A 15696-nucleotide genomic window follows, 5' to 3' on the forward strand; every position below is an offset into this window, starting at 1 on the left:
ATATTAGGAACATTATTTTCTGGAGGAGCTTATGCGTTTTTTACATACTGCTGATTGGCATATCGGCAAAACCCTAAATGATTTTAGTTTACTTAATGACCAGTTGGCGACTTTTAAGCAAATTGAGCAGATTGCTAAGGCTGAACATGTTGATGCAATGGTGATCGCTGGAGATTTATATGACCGGAGTATTCCTAATGAGGCCGCGGTAAAACTATTGAACCAGATGCTTCAAAAGCTGAACTTAGTTGACCGCTTACCAATTCTTGCCATTAGCGGTAACCACGATTCTGCTGCACGGCTTAGTACGGGGACTGATTGGTTCGCCTACCAGTCATTTTTCCTCAATACTAATCTTGCGCGTGCTTTTACGCCAATTACGATCAAGGATACACAGTTTTTCTTATTACCATTTTTTGGAATTCAAGAAGTACGGAACTATTTTAATGATGATAAGATAAAAAATGTTAATGATGCAATGCAGCGGATTACTGCAGAAATGGTTAAATCCTTTGCGCCTGACAAACACCATGTATTAGTTGCCCATTTCTTTGCAGCTGGCAGTAAGCGAACTGCTGATTCTGAGACTTTGATTGAGGTTGGTGGCTTGAGTGCAGTAACGACTGATGTTTTATCACCCTTTGATTATGTTGCACTTGGCCACCTTCATAATAAGAATGCCTTAAATGAAGAGAAAATTAAATATAGTGGCTCGCCAATGAAGTTTTCTGTCTCTGAGGCGAACCAGGAAAAGGGTGTGTGGCTAGTTGATACTGCCCCGTTTTGTGTTAAGTGGATTCCACTAACGCCTGTTCATGATATTCATCTTTTAAAAGCAAGCTTTGACGAGCTTATTACGAACGCTGATCGAAAGCCGCAAGATGATTTTTATGATATTGAACTAACAAATCATGAACGAATTCCTGATGTCTTGAATAAACTTCGTGAATATTATCCTAAGATCGTTAGTTTGCATCGTACCCACCAAGCACAAAAAGTACAGCTTAATTTGAGCAAAAAGCGTGCGCAAGAATCACCATTAGACCTGCTTGCGGATTTCTATTCGCAAACGATGGGGAATAGAATGACGAGTCAACAAAGAAAATGGGCAGAGGATGCTTTGACAACGGTTATGAAAGAGGAGAACTAAATGCGACCTTTAACGATTGAATTAAAATATTTTGGCCCCTATAAGCATCAGCTGATTGATTTTACTCAATTTAAGGATCAATCCCTGTTTTTGGTAGCAGGGAATACCGGTGCTGGTAAGACAACTATTTTTGATGCAATGTGTTATGCGCTTTTTGGACAGACAACTAATGACCGTGATCGTTCTGCTGCTGCGCTTCGTTCAGATTTTGCTCCCACCGATCAAGAAACGATGGTAAAGTTTACTTTTGAACATCAAGGCCATAAATATCAAGTTATGCGGCGCCCTAAGCAGGTTCTCGAAGGCCGAAAGGGAAATCTAATTGAACATAATCAGGCTGTTGACCTGATTTATCCGCTTGAAGATAGTCATCCCCATGAGGTCACTAAAATTAAGGAAGCTGATCGATTTATTACTGAACTGCTGAATCTTACTCGGGATCAATTTAAGCAGATTGTCCTGTTGCCCCAAGGAAAGTTTCGCCAATTTCTTGATTCAGATAGCAATACTAAAGAAACGCTTCTCCGGGATCTATTTAATACTTCGCGTTACGAACGATTAGCCCAACAGTTAAAAGATAATTTGCGTGAACAAAAGAAAACGTTAAATACCCAAGAGACAAAATTGCAGTCACTAAAAGAAACTGTTACAGAAATTGATTCACAATTAACAACAACGGATTGGTTAAGCGCAGCTAATGACCATCTAGCGCATCTGAAAGCTGATTTGGCTGGTTTGAAAGATGAAGAAGTTCAACAGCAAAAGACCATTAATGCACTAGATGCTAAATTTCATGCTCAGCAAGAGTTGAAGAAAAATATTGAAGCGTTAACGGAAGTTCGAAAAGCATTGACTGCGCTTAAGGCACAACAAGTTGAAATTGATGCGAAAAAACATAAAATTGCAACGATTGAGTGGTACCAAAAGCATCAAACAGACTACCAACGGTGGGTAGATGGCGAGACCCGTCTTTGCAATTTAAACGGTGAAGAAATACGTTTACAGAAAAAGCAGCATACTCAGCAGCAAAAACAAGTACAAATTAAAGCAGAATTAGATGATGCTAACACAAAGCAAAAGGAAACAGACCAACTACAAGCACAGTTAACTGATTTAGTGGGAAAATTGCCGTTATTTAAGGAACGCGATGAGTTAACGAGTGACGTTAGCGAATTGGAAACAAAATTAAGAGCGCAAACGACCCGACAGCAGAATTACGAACAAAGGATTAAGAAGATCCAACAGCAGTTAACGGCCTTAGCTACTAACTTAAAGGAACATGATGGCCTTAATGATGAACAAATTAGCCTGGCAAAACAACAAGGCAAACATGAAAAGCTAACTACTGAAGCACTTAATCTTGAGCAATTGATGACTAACCTGACTGCTGAAAAACAACACCGCCATAAACTGGACAACCAGATTAAGAGGGCACAAAAGGCTGCAGAAGATGATCAGACTAGATTAGCAGAATTAAATGATCAGTTTGCCCGTCATCAAATTGCACTGCTAGCACAAAAGCTAAAGCCTAATACCCCATGTCCAATTTGCGGTTCCCTTGATCACCCTCATCCAGCAAGGCTAAAAGACGATGATAATACCCTTGTTACTGAGGAAGAGGTAACAATTGCCTCTAAACAGGCACAGCAAAGCCAGAGTACCCTTGTCCGTCTCGAAGAACAAGAAAAACAGGTGATCCAAAGCATCGAGAATTTAATGACACAAGTAGGAACAGCGCAAAATAATGTTATCCGCTTAATGAAACTTGATGAATTACCAGCTGACTGGCGAAATCAAATTACTGAACGCACTCAGCAGTTAAAACAATTGGAAGTAAAATTAAATCAAACGGCACGGCAAATCAAAATTTGGCAGCAAGAACAGGCTGAATTTCAACATGATCTAACACTACAGCAAGACCAACTAAAGCAGGTTGAAGATAAGGTTAATCAGCTTAACCAACAACTAATTGCCAAGAAGACACTTTTATCAGAAAAAGAACAAGCACTTCCAGATGAATTTTCAACAAAGCAAGCTGTTGAAAAGCAGATAACTACCTATAAAAAGCAAATTGATGAGTTTAATCATCATTTAGAATCACTGCAAAAACTACAACAAGAAAATAATCAAGCACTTGCGGTTACCCATAGCCAGCTTCAACAAGTCCAAAATGACATTACTTCTCAAAAAGTCCAACAGACTGGTTTACGTGAAAAGCTGATAGCATTGCTAAAACAATATGACCCTCACTCCACATGGGACTTTTGGCAAGAAGCCGCTGAGCAATTGCCCTTATTAGAAAGCTTACGGACTAAAATTACAGCGTACGAAAATCAAGTTCGTGATGAGCAGCGGCAAGAAGCCCAATTAACAGAATTAGTAAAAGATCAACCGTTGCCAAGTCTTAAAGAAACGCAAACATTACTTACTGTCGCGCAAGGAAAAGCTAGCCAGCAGCAACAAGCTATTGGGAAGCTAACTGCTAATTATCAGCAATTGGCAAAAGCTAACTGCCAAATCAATAACTTAATTAATCAAACAGGTAAACTTAATCGGGCAATTAATGAGTTACAAACTCTTACAGACGTTGTGACTGGTAATACAGAAAATCACGTTAGCTTGGAGCGGTACGTCCTTCAAGCATATTTCCAAGATGTCTTAGTGACTGCCAACGTTCAACTTGATCGTTTAACTAATGGACGTTATCAATTTGAACTAGCGACTGAGAGTCATGGTGCTGGTGCCAAGTGGAGCGGACTTGAAGTTAACGTTTATGATGATAATGCTGGCAGGACGCGGAGTGCTCGGACACTTTCGGGTGGAGAAAGTTTTATGGCTTCTCTTGCATTAGCTCTTGCTCTTTGCCAGATTATCCAAGAGCAAAGCGGAGGAATTGAGATTGATGCTTTATTCATTGATGAAGGATTTGGCTCGCTAGACCAACAGGCACTTGATGATGCTTTACACGCTCTTCAAGAATTAGAGGGTCGGCGGATGATTGGAATTATTAGTCATGTAACTGAATTAGAAAATCAGATTCCAAATCAATTACTTGTCCAGTCGCATAATGGACGTAGTAGCGTTACCTATCAGCATGAATTTTAACTTTATTTAATAGAAAAAATGCAAACATCAGAAATTTACGTATATATAAATATAGGGAGGCTGATTTGCGGAACGTAGATTATTCATTTCACGACTCCTTAAAAATTCCCACTTTATCCGCAAATCTAATATCTTTCCTATCATTTGAGGTTGAGCGCAGGTTCAGCCTCTTTTTTGGTATACTTTAAGAAAATAAAAAAGAAGGTCTGTGTTATGCCTAAAGCATTATTAATTATTGACTATACTAACGATTTTGTTGCCGACAATGGGGCGCTTACATGTGGGAAGCCAGCCCAAGCGATTGATGAGTATCTGGTTTCATTAGCAGAGCAATATTATCAAAATGGTGATTATATTATCTTCCCAACGGATGGCCATCACCGTCATGATCCATTTCATCCTGAGTCTAAGCTTTTTCCGCCGCACAATATCATCGGAACACCAGGAAGAAATCTTTACGGGAGGGTAAATGACTGGTACCAGGCACATAAGGAAAGTAACCGTGTCTATCAGTTTGCTAAAAATCGGTACTCATCTTTTCAAAATACCAATCTGGATAACTATCTTCGTGAACGCAAAATTACGGATCTATGCATTAGCGGTGTCTGTACCGATATTTGTGTCCTTCACACCGCAATCGCTGCTTATAATTTAGACTACCAAATTACAATTCCTCAGCATGGCGTGGCAACATTTACGCCTAATGGAACCGAATGGGCTTTCAGTCACTTTAAAAATAGTCTTGGTGCGAAAATTATTTAAGATTTTTTAGTGCAAAAGCTGCTTTTTCGCGTATATATATTTATAGAGGCTTAGAAAGTCATTTTATAATCTCCAACTTCGTATCATTATCTTCCACATGTTAACTAAGCCTTTGTTTGACTGGTGATTTATCACTAGTCTTTTTTACTTTCAAAAGTTAATTTAACAAAAATGTATGCCCTTACAAAGAGATGAAAAATCTTGCTGAAATAAAGTCACACTCATGCTAAAATGAAAAAGAATTTTTAAGCTGCTTTCCATTGTATGTTTGCGGAGGAATTTTTATGAAAAGTAATGGTTCAAAATATTGTTTATTATTGGGAACTGCACTATTAGGAGTATATATCCAGGCTAGTAGTGTCCATGCCGATACGGTGAATGCGACAGATAATGGCAAAACTGCGTCCGGCAACGTGACTCCAATGGTTCAAACTAATAAGGATGAGGCAAGTACCCCTCAGACTACTACTGATTGGTCTGATCCGGCAAAATATCAAAACGATATACCTGTCCAGATTTTAGGAATTAATGACTTGCACGGGGGATTAGAAACAACCGGCTCAGCAACGATTGGAGATAAGACCTATTCGAACGCCGGAACAGTCGCGCGGTTAGCTGGTAACCTTGATGCAGCTCAAGCAAGTTTTAAAGCGGCTAATCCATCGGGAACCACTATTCGGGTTGAAGCTGGTGATATGGTTGGTGCTTCACCAGCTAATTCTGCTCTTCTTCAAGATGAATCAACAATGCACGCCTTAGATGCAATGCACTTTGAAGTCGGTACTTTGGGAAATCACGAATTCGATGAAGGCCTTCCTGAGTATATGCGGATTGTTAATGGTGGCGAACCGACGAAGCAATACAATGAAGCAGAAATGGCATATCCACATGTAAAAACAGGGATTAATATTATTACCGCCAACGTTGTAAATAAGTCCGATGGTCAAATTCCATTTGGAATGCAGCCGTATCTAATTAAGGAAATTCATACTAGTGACGGTAAAGTTGCACGGATTGGTTTTATTGGAATCGAAACAACTTCATTGCCAATTTTAACGTTATACGATAACTATAAAGATTATGATGTTTTAGATGAAGCAACCACCATTGCCAAATATGATCGAATTTTACGCAAAAAAGGTGTTAATGCAATTGTTGTCCTTGCTCACACTGGGGTTGCAACTGACAAAGACGGTAATACCCAGGGTAATGCCGTTAATATTATCAAAGACCTTTACAAAATTGACCCCGATAATTCGGTTGACCTCTATGTTGCTGGTCACTCTCATCAATATGCTAATGCGACCGTTGGAAGTGTAAAACTGGTTCAAGCTATTTATACTGGGAAAGCTTACGATGATATCATTGGTTACATTGATCCAACGACTAATGACTTTGCTCCAAACAGTCTTGTATCGCATGTCTTCCCTGTATTATCAGAAAAAGATGCTCCTAATATAAAAACAGATGCTAATGTTACTGCAATTGTAGAAGATGCGAATAACCGTGTTGCGCCAATTATAAATAAGAAGATTGGTGAAGCAGCTACAACAGGTGATATTCTTGGAAGATTACATAATACACCGACCCGTGAGAATGCAGCAGGTGAATTAGTTGTTGATGGACAATTGTATGCTGCTCGTAAAGTTGGGTTACCAGCTGACTTTGCAATGACAAATACTGGTGGTGTCCGAGCAGACCTCCATGTTAATGATGATCGGTCGATTTCTTGGGGAAGTGCTCAAGCGGTCCAGCCATTTGGTAATATTTTACGGGTAGTCGCAATGACCGGTGCCCAAATCGTTGATGCCCTCAATCAACAATATGATGAAGATCAAGCCTATTACTTACAAGTGGCAGGCCTTCACTACACCTATACTGACCAAGATGATCCTAACCAACCTTATAAAGTTGTCAAGGTTTATGACCAACACAATCAGCCGCTTGATATGAAGAAAACTTATAATGTTGTTATTAACGATTTTCTTGCTGGTGGCGGGGATGGTTTCTCGGCTTTTAAGGGGACGAAGGTTATTGGAATTGTCGGTCAAGATACGGACGCATTTATTAATTATATTACCGATATGACAAATGCTGGTAAGCCGATTGCTGCACCGGTAATGAACCGTAAGATTTACTTAACTGCAGAACAATTAGCAAATTATGATGCACAAACGCAAACAGGTAAAGGGCAAAGTTCGCAAAATACTCTTGATTCTCAAGATAACGAAAAGCAGTCAAATGGTAATTCTGCTCAACCAACAACACCAACAGTAGTCTTACCAACGACAGCCGGACAGCCAGCTCAAGTTATTTCACTAAATACACATTCCGAGCATCAGGCAGCGGTTCCTGCTAATAATCAATTAGTTGATTTAACACCGACCCAAACTAATAACCAATCACGGCTGAACGCGACTCATCAAGCATCATTGCCTCAAACCGGTAATGATGAAGATATCGCTCTCCTTCTTTTAGGGAGTTCTTTAATGACTGCAGCTGGGTTGACGATAATTGATCGTAAACGTAAACAAGCATAATTGTTTGAATATAGAATGAAAACGCATACTATAGAAAGAAACCAGAGGCTGAGAAAAGGGCACACTTTTCCAGCCTCTATTTCTTCGTTTTACGGCTATACTATAATAGAAATAATTAAGTGAGAATGGAGCAATATGATGGCAGAAAGTATCGTTAACATTTTAAAAACAAACAATATTACAGTATCCTTTGTTGCACAAGAGAGTGGTCTTGATGTTGCACAAGTTAGTGCTGCCCTTAAGAGGCCGGTTGCTACCTGGTCGATTCAAATCCTAAATGCTTTTGCTGATGCCCTTGCTGAACGGCCAGGCGAATTATTAGACCAACTTCAAGATCTTCCATTTCAACTACAAACAGATGACGATCATCTAATGATTCAAAGGGTTCGATTTTCAAACCGTTCTTCTTACCAGCAAGTTCGATTTGCCGTTGAAAGCAATGTCTTAGAAGGATGGAAACCAACAGCAAAGGAGATTCGGCTATTAAAAGAAGCTGCTGAAACTCCTGATACTGAAATGCAGACGGAAATTGAACGATTATTTGGTGACAAAAATGACTGATGAAGAACTACGGGCAAAGTTTTTATACACTAACGGAACATTACGGAATAAACTTGCAATAAAAAACGCGGATGAATTAAGCTTAATCGAATACCGAGGTGTTGCAGAAAGACAGGTTGCTTTATTGCAACAACAACCAAAGATTAAAAGCTTTGATGATTTAATAACTATCAATAAGTTCCTGTTTGGCTGGCTCTATGAGTGGGCTGGAGAGCTGAGAAATTATTACCTTTCCAAGGCTGGCTTTGATTTTCTTGAATATGACCGCTTTGATAATGCGATTAAGTATATTAATAGTGAAATTATTAAATTGAATAAGAAAAAACAGCCAACCATTGATGATTATGCTGCTCTCTTAAATGATATTAATTATGTTCATCCGTTTCGAGAAGGTAACGGCCGGTCAACAAAATTATTTATTCAGCTGCTCGCTCTTCATCACGGTCAGGTAATTGACTATCCAGCAGATAATACCGCAATGATTGCAGCACTAGATCAATCTGATGTAAAGGCTATCGCGGCCACAATGACCTTACAAAAAAGTGCCTGATTTCATTTATAATTTTTGCGCTGCTTGTCGATCAACAAGAATTGTCACGTTGGGATGCTGTTGTAGTACTGATGCGGGGACAGCTGTTGTTATTTTTCCATTAACTGTTGCAGCAATTGCATCAGCCTTTTGCTCACCGAATGCTAATAAGATGATATGCTTGGCTTTCATGATTGAGCCGATTCCCATTGTATATGCAGCGTGAGGAACATCATTTTTTGAAGCGAAAAAACGAGAATTTGCTTTTATGGTTGCGGATGTTAGGTGAACTTTATGAGTTTGAATATCAAATGGGGTACCCGGTTCATTAAACCCAATATGACCATTATTGCCGATCCCTAAAATCTGGGTATCAATCGGATGAGCTGCTAAAATGCGGTTATAATGGGTTGTTACATAATCTGCGTCAAGGTTACTGCCATCAGGAATAAAGCTCTTAGCAAACGGCTTTTGGTTGAAAAGATGCTGCTGCATGAAAAAATGATAGCTTTGCGGATCGGTTGGCTTAATCCCTACATACTCATCTAGGTTGATTGAAATAAGTTGAGAACAATCGAGTGAACTTGAGACTATTTGATCATATAACCCCACTGGCGAACTACCGGTAGCAAGTCCCAAAACTTTAGCCCCATTACTTATGTCGGCTGAAAGTAAATCAAATGCTTTTTTACTTGCTTCTTCTTTATTTTTCATTACGAGAATATTCATAGATGATCACCTCGGAATCATTGTAATGCTTTTTTGTTGAAATAAAAGGGCCATTGATAAATTTACTATTAGCCATATAATTAATTTTGCAGTGAAACCACATGTTAACCGTTCTATTATTTACAGATGAGAAAGTGAGTAATATTGAAATGATCAAGAAGTTTTTAATTAGCTTGGTATTGTCGATAATGGTTACCTTTATAGGAGTGCCAGTTCACGCGATGAAGCAGGCTGAGTTAAATGGGAAAGTATATATTGTCACGTATCTTAACGCTAGTGCATTGCGTACCTCTTATCAGTACATGTTTTTTACCTCGAATGGTAAGGCCGCCATTGTACCTGTAACAGATGTTAATGAAAATGGTCAGCCATTAGTAACTGCTGATGCGACTGATGCACAGAAGAAAGCGCCGGCAAAGATTAAACGTCTCTTAAATGATCGTCAATATTTAAGAAAGCAAGCAGAAGGCAGACCGGTGCAGGTAAGCGGAAAGCGGGTAAAAATTAGTAGCAATGGAATGAAAGAAAAACCAGTTGGTCATCTTACTGCAGATAGTCGTTCAGAAAACTTTACTGTGGAATATTCAGAAAACCAGCAAAAATATACGAGTGTTCAATTTAAGCAAGCTCCTGCAATGTACCAGTATAAGTGAAAATGGCATTGAATGCGTTTACAAAAATGTGTAAAATAGAGATACTGCTGAAATAATCTGATAAGAATTGGGGAAAGTTTAATGAAATTCAAAAAATTAACAGTGATGTGCGCTGTTTTATCAGGTTTACTATTAGGAAGTTCTGCCATGGCCGTTGTTCCTGCTACTACTTATGCGGCATCTAGTGATAAGCAGGTAACAATCTACCTTACGCGTCATGGTGAGACAACTGGTAACGTTATGCAACGGGTACAAGGATCAAGTGACTTTCCATTGACCAAAAATGGGATTACTGTTGCTAATGATTTGGGGTATGGATTAAAAGGGATTAAGTTTAAACATGCTTATACAGGTAACTTAACTCGTCAGGAAGTTACAGCCCAACAAGCATTAAAATATTCCGCTAATCCAAATACTAAGATAACAACAACGCCGCTATTGCGAGAAGGCGGGTACGGCAGTTTTGAAGGTGACAGCATTGACGCTGATAACCAAAAGATTGCCAATGTTTACGGCTATCAAGATGGTAAACAATTCCAACAAGCAACTGGGAAGGATTATTGGAATAAGCTTCAAGATGCTTACCACAAACTTGACATGGATAACTCGCAAAATACAAAGTTAGCTAAGAGTGATCGGGCAGAGAGCTCAGCACAAGTGCAAAAACGGATGAACACTGAACTGCTTCATATCGCAAAGACAACCCAAAAACAGGGTGGCGGGAATGTCTTAGTTGTTAGTTCTGGAATGTCAATTAATGAGTATCTTTCAACTATTTCTAAAAAATATGATGGCAAGCCAATGCAAAATGCAGCTGTAACTAAGCTTGTATACAAAAATGGCAAGCTCCATGTTGATGGCCCGATTGGTACTCTTCATTATGTAAATAAGGGAAAGAAAATAGCAGCAAATAAATAAAATAAATTGAATTTCAGCAGTAAAATTTTTAGCTATTATTATTTTATTAGGCGCTTCGATTATTATTTCGAGGTGCCTTTTTATGTAGTAATAATTTGTTATACTAAACAGGGTTATCTTGAAAGAATCGAGGAAAGCAAAGTGGAAATTCGATTAACTTCTAATCAACAGACGATAAAAGAAAATAAATATGTTACATATTCTTACTCGCTTAAGGTCGATATTATGAAAGTATTAACTAAATTAGGCAGGCAGGACGAGTATGCTTTTTGGCGGTCTGCTGATAAGAAAAACACATTTTTAGGTATCAGCCCTCTTTTATGCTTAAAAGGGCAAAATATGAAAGAAATAAAGAATTTCCAAGATGATTTTTGCCGCCAATATATAAACTTAACGCCTAATATTATCAGCCAGCCCGTTTTACTTGGCGGTTTTGCATTTGATTATAATGGAAAAAGAGAACAATTCTGGCAAGAGTTGGAAACAGGGTATTTTATTCTTCCACAAATTTTATTTAGCAAAAACAAAGAGCAGAGTTATGTTACCTTAATAACTACTACCGATGGGGATGTTGAGCAACGATTAAATATATTAAAGAACCAGGCAAATGATTTAATTGTTGTTGATTCAGCGGCTGAGCAACAGGCCCCTACTGTTACTATTGAGGAATTAGAAGTACCAAAATGGATTGATCTTGTTAACGAAAGCATCGGGGCGATCAAAGACAATAAAATGAAAAAAGTGGTTTTAGACAGGCAGCTAGAAGTATGCACCAAAGCTTCATTTAATCCTGTATTAATTCTCCAACGCCTTGCAAAGCATCAGCCCAATACCTATCAGTTTTTATTAAAGGGAAAAACAAGGGCATTTGTTGGGGCAACCCCCGAAAGACTACTAAGGGCAGATAATGAAACTTTTAAGACTGCCAGTGTTGCCGGCTCTATTTCACGAGGAAAAACGCCCGCAGAAGATCAATATCTTGGGCAGGTGTTATTAGACGATCATAAAAATGAGGCTGAACATCAAGTAGTAGTTGATCGAATTACCGCTATTATGAGTAAGTTTACTAATAATTTGAAAGTTGGGGAGCGCCAATTACTAAAGAATCGTGATATTCAACATATATATCATCCCTTTAGCGGTGAACGAAAAAGAGGAGTTAGTATGCTTGACGTATTGCAGGAGCTTCATCCAACACCTGCGCTAGGTGGTGAACCGCGGGAAGCAGCTATGACATGGCTGGCTAAGAAGTCAATTAGGGGACGTGGCCTTTATGGCGGTCCAGTTGGCTGGTTAGGATTAGGGGATGACCAGGGTGAATTTGCAGTTGGTCTGCGGTCAGGAGTGTTTAGTGCTGATAAAGGATTGTTGTATGCTGGGTGTGGGATTGTAGCCGAATCACAAGCTGAAAAAGAGAAAAATGAAACTCGATTGAAGTTTCAGCCAATGTTAAGAGGAGTATCTGACAAATGGATTATCAAGAAACTTTAACAAAATATTTACTATCATTCATAGCAGGATTAAAGCAGGGGGGCATAAGAAAAGCGGTAATAAGCTCAGGATCACGCTCAACGCCTTTATCGCTACTGGTGAACCGTGACCCTGATATTCAATCGTTTATTGACATCGATGAACGTTCAGCGGGCTTCTTTGCCCTAGGAATTGCAAAGGGTTCTAATAAGCCGGTAGCATTGATATGTACTTCAGGGAGTGCGGCGGCGAACTACTATCCTGCCATTTGTGAAGCAGAGGCAACTAACATTCCATTGGTAGTATTAACAACAGACCGCCCAGCAGAATTACAAGGGGTTGGTGCACCGCAAGCAATGAACCAGGTTGGCTTATATGCGAGTCACGTTAAGGCGGCTTGTGAACTTTCATTACCCGAGTCATCGACCACTATGATGAATTATAGCCGGTGGCAGGGATTTACAATGACTTGTCGAGCACAAAATAACCCGCAAGGCCCCGTTCATATTAATATCCCGCTTCGGGAGCCTCTTTTACTCGATCTAACATTGAGTACGCCTTCTTTTAAGGGTGCCAAAGTAATTAAAAGTAATCGAGAAGCTGAATTGCAACCATTAGCGCCTTTATTTGCACAAAAAGGGCTGATTATTGTTGGCGAGGAACGGACTCCTGCAGAAGCTGGTCAATTGTTAAGACTGGCTGAAAAACTCAATTGGCCGATTATCGGGGACCCACTAACTAATTTAGCAACAAACGTTAAACAGTCTCCTAATTTTTTACATCAGGCAGATTTGATTTTTCGCGAGCAGGTTCCAACTCCACAGGTTATTTTACGCTTTGGCCGCATGCCGGTAACTAAACCAGTGGTACAGTGGTTAGCTGGCCATGATGATATAACAACGATTTTGGTAGAAGACGGTATACAATTCAGGGACCAATTGAAACGGGCAAATTATGTCCTCGACATGAGTGTTGCAGATTTCTTCCGAAGCTTTCATCAGCTTTCATTTAATCCGGTAAAAGAGGAATGGTTATCAGAATGGCAACAACGCCAACACTTAGCTGTGAATGTATTGTTGGCTAATAAAGATTTGGCATCATTTAATCATTCTAGCGTTGTAAAAAAGTTAGTGAGTGTCCTCAAAAAGCAAAATTTGTTCGTTGCTAATAGTAATGCCATTCGTTTAGTGGACCGTTTGACGTTACCTGTATCAAATGATATTCGTATTTTTGGCAATCGCGGAGTCAATGGTATCGATGGATTAAATTCAACGGCTGCTGGGATAGCAGTGGGTACCGGAAGACCAATAACATTACTAATTGGGGATCTTGCGTTTTTCCATGACTTAACCGGGATTGAAATGTTTCGTCGTTATAAATTACCGGTAACAGTTGTTTTGCTGAATAATAATGGCGGAGGAATTTTTTCATTCTTACCACAGCATCAATTGCCTACGCAGGACTTCTCAACAATTTTTAGAACACCGCAAGATTTGAATTTTAAATATATAGCTGATTTTTATGATTTTGATTATGCTTGTCCCAATGATCTTTCTTCATTTGTTCATCATTTAAATCGTTCAGGTCAGCAAATTATAGAAGTAAATGATACTCAAGAGTCTCCAGTTGAAGTATGGCGTGGTTTAACTCGTGAATATCATAATAGGAGCGGATATTTAGATGAACGAAATTAATTATTATTATCGGTGGTTAAATGTCCCCGATTACAAGCGGCCAACGATAGTTTGTTTGCATGGCTTTACTGGAAACGGGCAGACATTTGCAGGTCTCTTTAACGATAATAAATATAACTTTTTATTAGTTGATTTGATTGGACATGGGAAATCCAGTGTTTATGTTCATCCCACATATTATCAAATGGATAACGTTATCGATGCCTTAAAAGAGCTGATGATTAAGCTTAAAATTAAAAATTATTATGTTTTAGGTTATTCAATGGGCGGCCGCGTAGCTATTGCGTGGGCGATTAATGATGTAAAGGTTAAGGGATTGATATTAGAAAGCACACGCCCTGGGATTGCGGATGAAGATGTACGTAAGAAAAGAAGGCTAAAGGATAACCAGTTAGCGGCAAGAATATTAACTCAGCCATTAGCCGATTTTGTTAACTATTGGGAAAGGATCCCGCTATTTGCCAGTCAGCAGGGGTTGTCGCAAGAAGTTCGAAAAAGTATCCGTGAACAACGGTTAAATCAGAAAGCATATGGACTTGCAATGAGCCTAATGATGATGGGAACCGGGCAGCAAGAAAATTACTGGGATCAATTGCCACAGCAAATCCTTATCTTATTAATAGTTGGAGAATTAGATGAAAAATTCAAGAAAATTGCATATAAAATGTGTCAAAAAGCAAGGCAGATAGATTTACGAATCCTTCCAGGCGGACATTGCGTTCATTTAGAGAGCCCGGAGCGATTTGAAAAAACGGTATTAGAGTGGTTAAAAAGAAATTGTGATAGAAGATAATATTTTTTGATTCATGGTATATTAAAAGAAAATATATTAATTTTGGAAATCTTGAGGTAAAAATGAAGAAGCATATTAAGAATGAAAAGAGTCATCATGTTGGATTAATTTTATTTTTAGTGATACTAATAGGATTATTATGTGTCTTTGGTTTTAACTATAGGCAGTTTGCAAGCAAGCAGTTAAATCCGGTCCAAACATCTGTCGTCAGAAAAACATCTTCCTCATCAGAAGAGTCGCCCCAGATTATTGGAAGTTTTCGTGATGATAAAGATGGCGCAGCAATTGTTTTTAATGAGAACGGAACAGGCCGATATGTCTATGCAGATAAAGAGAATCCAAATACTGATGATGCATTGACGTGGCGCAAACAAGGAAATAAGTACCTAATCACCTTAAAAGATAAGGATGTTACAAGCCCATTAACAGGGACCCTAGATGATGATAAACTAATCGTTAGCGGTACAGGAGACTGGAACACTGAAGAATTTCAACGAACAGACAAGAATTTAAATTTAGATAAATTTTTGAATGAAATGAGCAAGAAATAAAAAAATAGAAAAAAACCTTGCAAAAGTATTTTTATTTCCGTATAATGTTTATCTGTTGTCAGAAGTTGATGAGTTTGAAAGTTACTTAAAAGGTAAAAATAATTATTGACATCTGTTTGACAACATGATATATTAATAAAGTTGCTGATTGAGTTATTGATTAGAAGGGATTCAAAATTAATTAAAATTTCTTCTTGACAAGTTAAATCGATATATGATATAATAAATATGTTGATTGACT

Annotated in this window: 13 protein-coding genes; 12 read left to right on the forward strand and 1 reads right to left on the reverse strand. The window is 38.7% G+C overall.

Translation table 11 applies throughout. The features are described 5' to 3' along the window. Window positions 1–31: 31 nt before the first annotated feature. From IEU90_RS10290 to IEU90_RS10315, 6 genes are all read left to right on the forward strand, one after another. Window positions 32–1150 carry an exonuclease SbcCD subunit D gene (locus tag IEU90_RS10290; RefSeq protein WP_153710874.1) on the forward strand — a complete coding sequence of 373 codons (1119 nt, stop codon included), beginning with the start codon at window positions 32–34 and terminating at the stop codon, window positions 1148–1150. Continuing rightward, a complete protein-coding gene (locus tag IEU90_RS10295; protein ID WP_188358095.1) occupies window positions 1151–4255 on the forward strand; it encodes an AAA family ATPase in 3105 nt (1034 codons plus the stop codon). It begins immediately after the preceding gene. 213 nt (window positions 4256–4468) lie between these two features. Beyond that, window positions 4469–5017: a cysteine hydrolase family protein gene (locus IEU90_RS10300; protein WP_153710872.1), complete on the forward strand. Its 549-nt coding sequence runs from the start codon at window positions 4469–4471 to the stop codon at window positions 5015–5017. A 284-nt stretch (window positions 5018–5301) separates the two neighbouring features. After that, window positions 5302–7557, forward strand: coding sequence for a bifunctional metallophosphatase/5'-nucleotidase (locus IEU90_RS10305; RefSeq protein WP_153710871.1), 2256 nt, complete (start codon window positions 5302–5304; stop codon window positions 7555–7557). Between the two features lie 138 nt (window positions 7558–7695). Then, on the forward strand, window positions 7696–8118 hold the full coding sequence (locus IEU90_RS10310; protein WP_153710870.1) for a helix-turn-helix domain-containing protein: 423 nt from the start codon (window positions 7696–7698) through the stop codon (window positions 8116–8118). Beyond that, window positions 8111–8668: a Fic/DOC family protein gene (locus IEU90_RS10315; protein WP_153710869.1), complete on the forward strand. Its 558-nt coding sequence runs from the start codon at window positions 8111–8113 to the stop codon at window positions 8666–8668. The genes IEU90_RS10310 and IEU90_RS10315 overlap by 8 nt, the downstream gene beginning before the upstream one ends. A gap of 6 nt (window positions 8669–8674) precedes the next feature. Here IEU90_RS10315 and IEU90_RS10320 read toward each other — a convergent pair whose 3' ends face one another. Continuing rightward, window positions 8675–9376 (reverse strand): glucosamine-6-phosphate deaminase, encoded by a 702-nt coding sequence (locus IEU90_RS10320; RefSeq protein WP_153710868.1) that lies wholly within the window; start codon window positions 9374–9376, stop codon window positions 8675–8677. Window positions 9377–9477: 101 nt separating this feature from the next. On the opposite strand from IEU90_RS10320, the gene IEU90_RS10325 reads away from it, so the two are divergent. The 6 genes from IEU90_RS10325 (at window position 9478) to IEU90_RS10350 (ending at window position 15455) form a co-directional block, all read left to right on the forward strand. Further along, the gene (locus IEU90_RS10325) at window positions 9478–10029 is read left to right on the forward strand and encodes a hypothetical protein (protein WP_188358096.1); all 552 of its coding nucleotides are present in this window, start codon (window positions 9478–9480) and stop codon (window positions 10027–10029) included. A gap of 81 nt (window positions 10030–10110) precedes the next feature. Then, window positions 10111–10947, forward strand: a complete 837-nt coding sequence (locus IEU90_RS10330) for a histidine phosphatase family protein (RefSeq protein WP_153710866.1) — start codon at window positions 10111–10113, stop codon at window positions 10945–10947. A 141-nt stretch (window positions 10948–11088) separates the two neighbouring features. Continuing rightward, window positions 11089–12438 carry an isochorismate synthase gene (locus tag IEU90_RS10335; protein ID WP_229723672.1) on the forward strand — a complete coding sequence of 450 codons (1350 nt, stop codon included), beginning with the start codon at window positions 11089–11091 and terminating at the stop codon, window positions 12436–12438. Beyond that, window positions 12417–14111: a 2-succinyl-5-enolpyruvyl-6-hydroxy-3-cyclohexene-1-carboxylic-acid synthase gene (gene menD, locus IEU90_RS10340; RefSeq protein WP_188358097.1), complete on the forward strand. Its 1695-nt coding sequence runs from the start codon at window positions 12417–12419 to the stop codon at window positions 14109–14111. The genes IEU90_RS10335 and menD overlap by 22 nt, the downstream gene beginning before the upstream one ends. Beyond that, on the forward strand, window positions 14098–14904 hold the full coding sequence (gene menH / locus IEU90_RS10345; protein ID WP_153710864.1) for a 2-succinyl-6-hydroxy-2,4-cyclohexadiene-1-carboxylate synthase: 807 nt from the start codon (window positions 14098–14100) through the stop codon (window positions 14902–14904). Before menD ends, menH begins: the two co-directional genes overlap by 14 nt. Before the next feature lie 62 nt (window positions 14905–14966). Next, window positions 14967–15455, forward strand: a complete 489-nt coding sequence (locus IEU90_RS10350; protein WP_188358098.1) for a lipocalin/fatty acid-binding family protein — start codon at window positions 14967–14969, stop codon at window positions 15453–15455. Window positions 15456–15696 lie beyond the last annotated feature (241 nt).

This window comes from Limosilactobacillus caviae, assembly GCF_014635905.1.
Taxonomy (GTDB): domain Bacteria; phylum Bacillota; class Bacilli; order Lactobacillales; family Lactobacillaceae; genus Limosilactobacillus; species Limosilactobacillus caviae.

Excerpts from the sequence above, each read along its gene's own strand:
- IEU90_RS10290 (WP_153710874.1), top strand. The coding sequence starts at position 32 with ATGCGTTTTTTACATACTGCTGATTGGCATATCGGCAAAACCCTAAAT.
- IEU90_RS10295 (WP_188358095.1), top strand. The coding sequence starts at position 1,151 with ATGCGACCTTTAACGATTGAATTAAAATATTTTGGCCCCTATAAGCAT.
- IEU90_RS10300 (WP_153710872.1), top strand. The coding sequence starts at position 4,469 with ATGCCTAAAGCATTATTAATTATTGACTATACTAACGATTTTGTTGCC.
- IEU90_RS10305 (WP_153710871.1), top strand. The coding sequence starts at position 5,302 with ATGAAAAGTAATGGTTCAAAATATTGTTTATTATTGGGAACTGCACTA.
- IEU90_RS10310 (WP_153710870.1), top strand. The coding sequence starts at position 7,696 with ATGGCAGAAAGTATCGTTAACATTTTAAAAACAAACAATATTACAGTA.
- IEU90_RS10315 (WP_153710869.1), top strand. The coding sequence starts at position 8,111 with ATGACTGATGAAGAACTACGGGCAAAGTTTTTATACACTAACGGAACA.
- IEU90_RS10320 (WP_153710868.1), bottom strand. The coding sequence starts at position 9,376 with ATGAATATTCTCGTAATGAAAAATAAAGAAGAAGCAAGTAAAAAAGCA.
- IEU90_RS10325 (WP_188358096.1), top strand. The coding sequence starts at position 9,478 with ATGTTAACCGTTCTATTATTTACAGATGAGAAAGTGAGTAATATTGAA.
- IEU90_RS10330 (WP_153710866.1), top strand. The coding sequence starts at position 10,111 with ATGAAATTCAAAAAATTAACAGTGATGTGCGCTGTTTTATCAGGTTTA.
- menD (WP_188358097.1), top strand. The coding sequence starts at position 12,417 with ATGGATTATCAAGAAACTTTAACAAAATATTTACTATCATTCATAGCA.
- menH (WP_153710864.1), top strand. The coding sequence starts at position 14,098 with ATGAACGAAATTAATTATTATTATCGGTGGTTAAATGTCCCCGATTAC.
- IEU90_RS10350 (WP_188358098.1), top strand. The coding sequence starts at position 14,967 with ATGAAGAAGCATATTAAGAATGAAAAGAGTCATCATGTTGGATTAATT.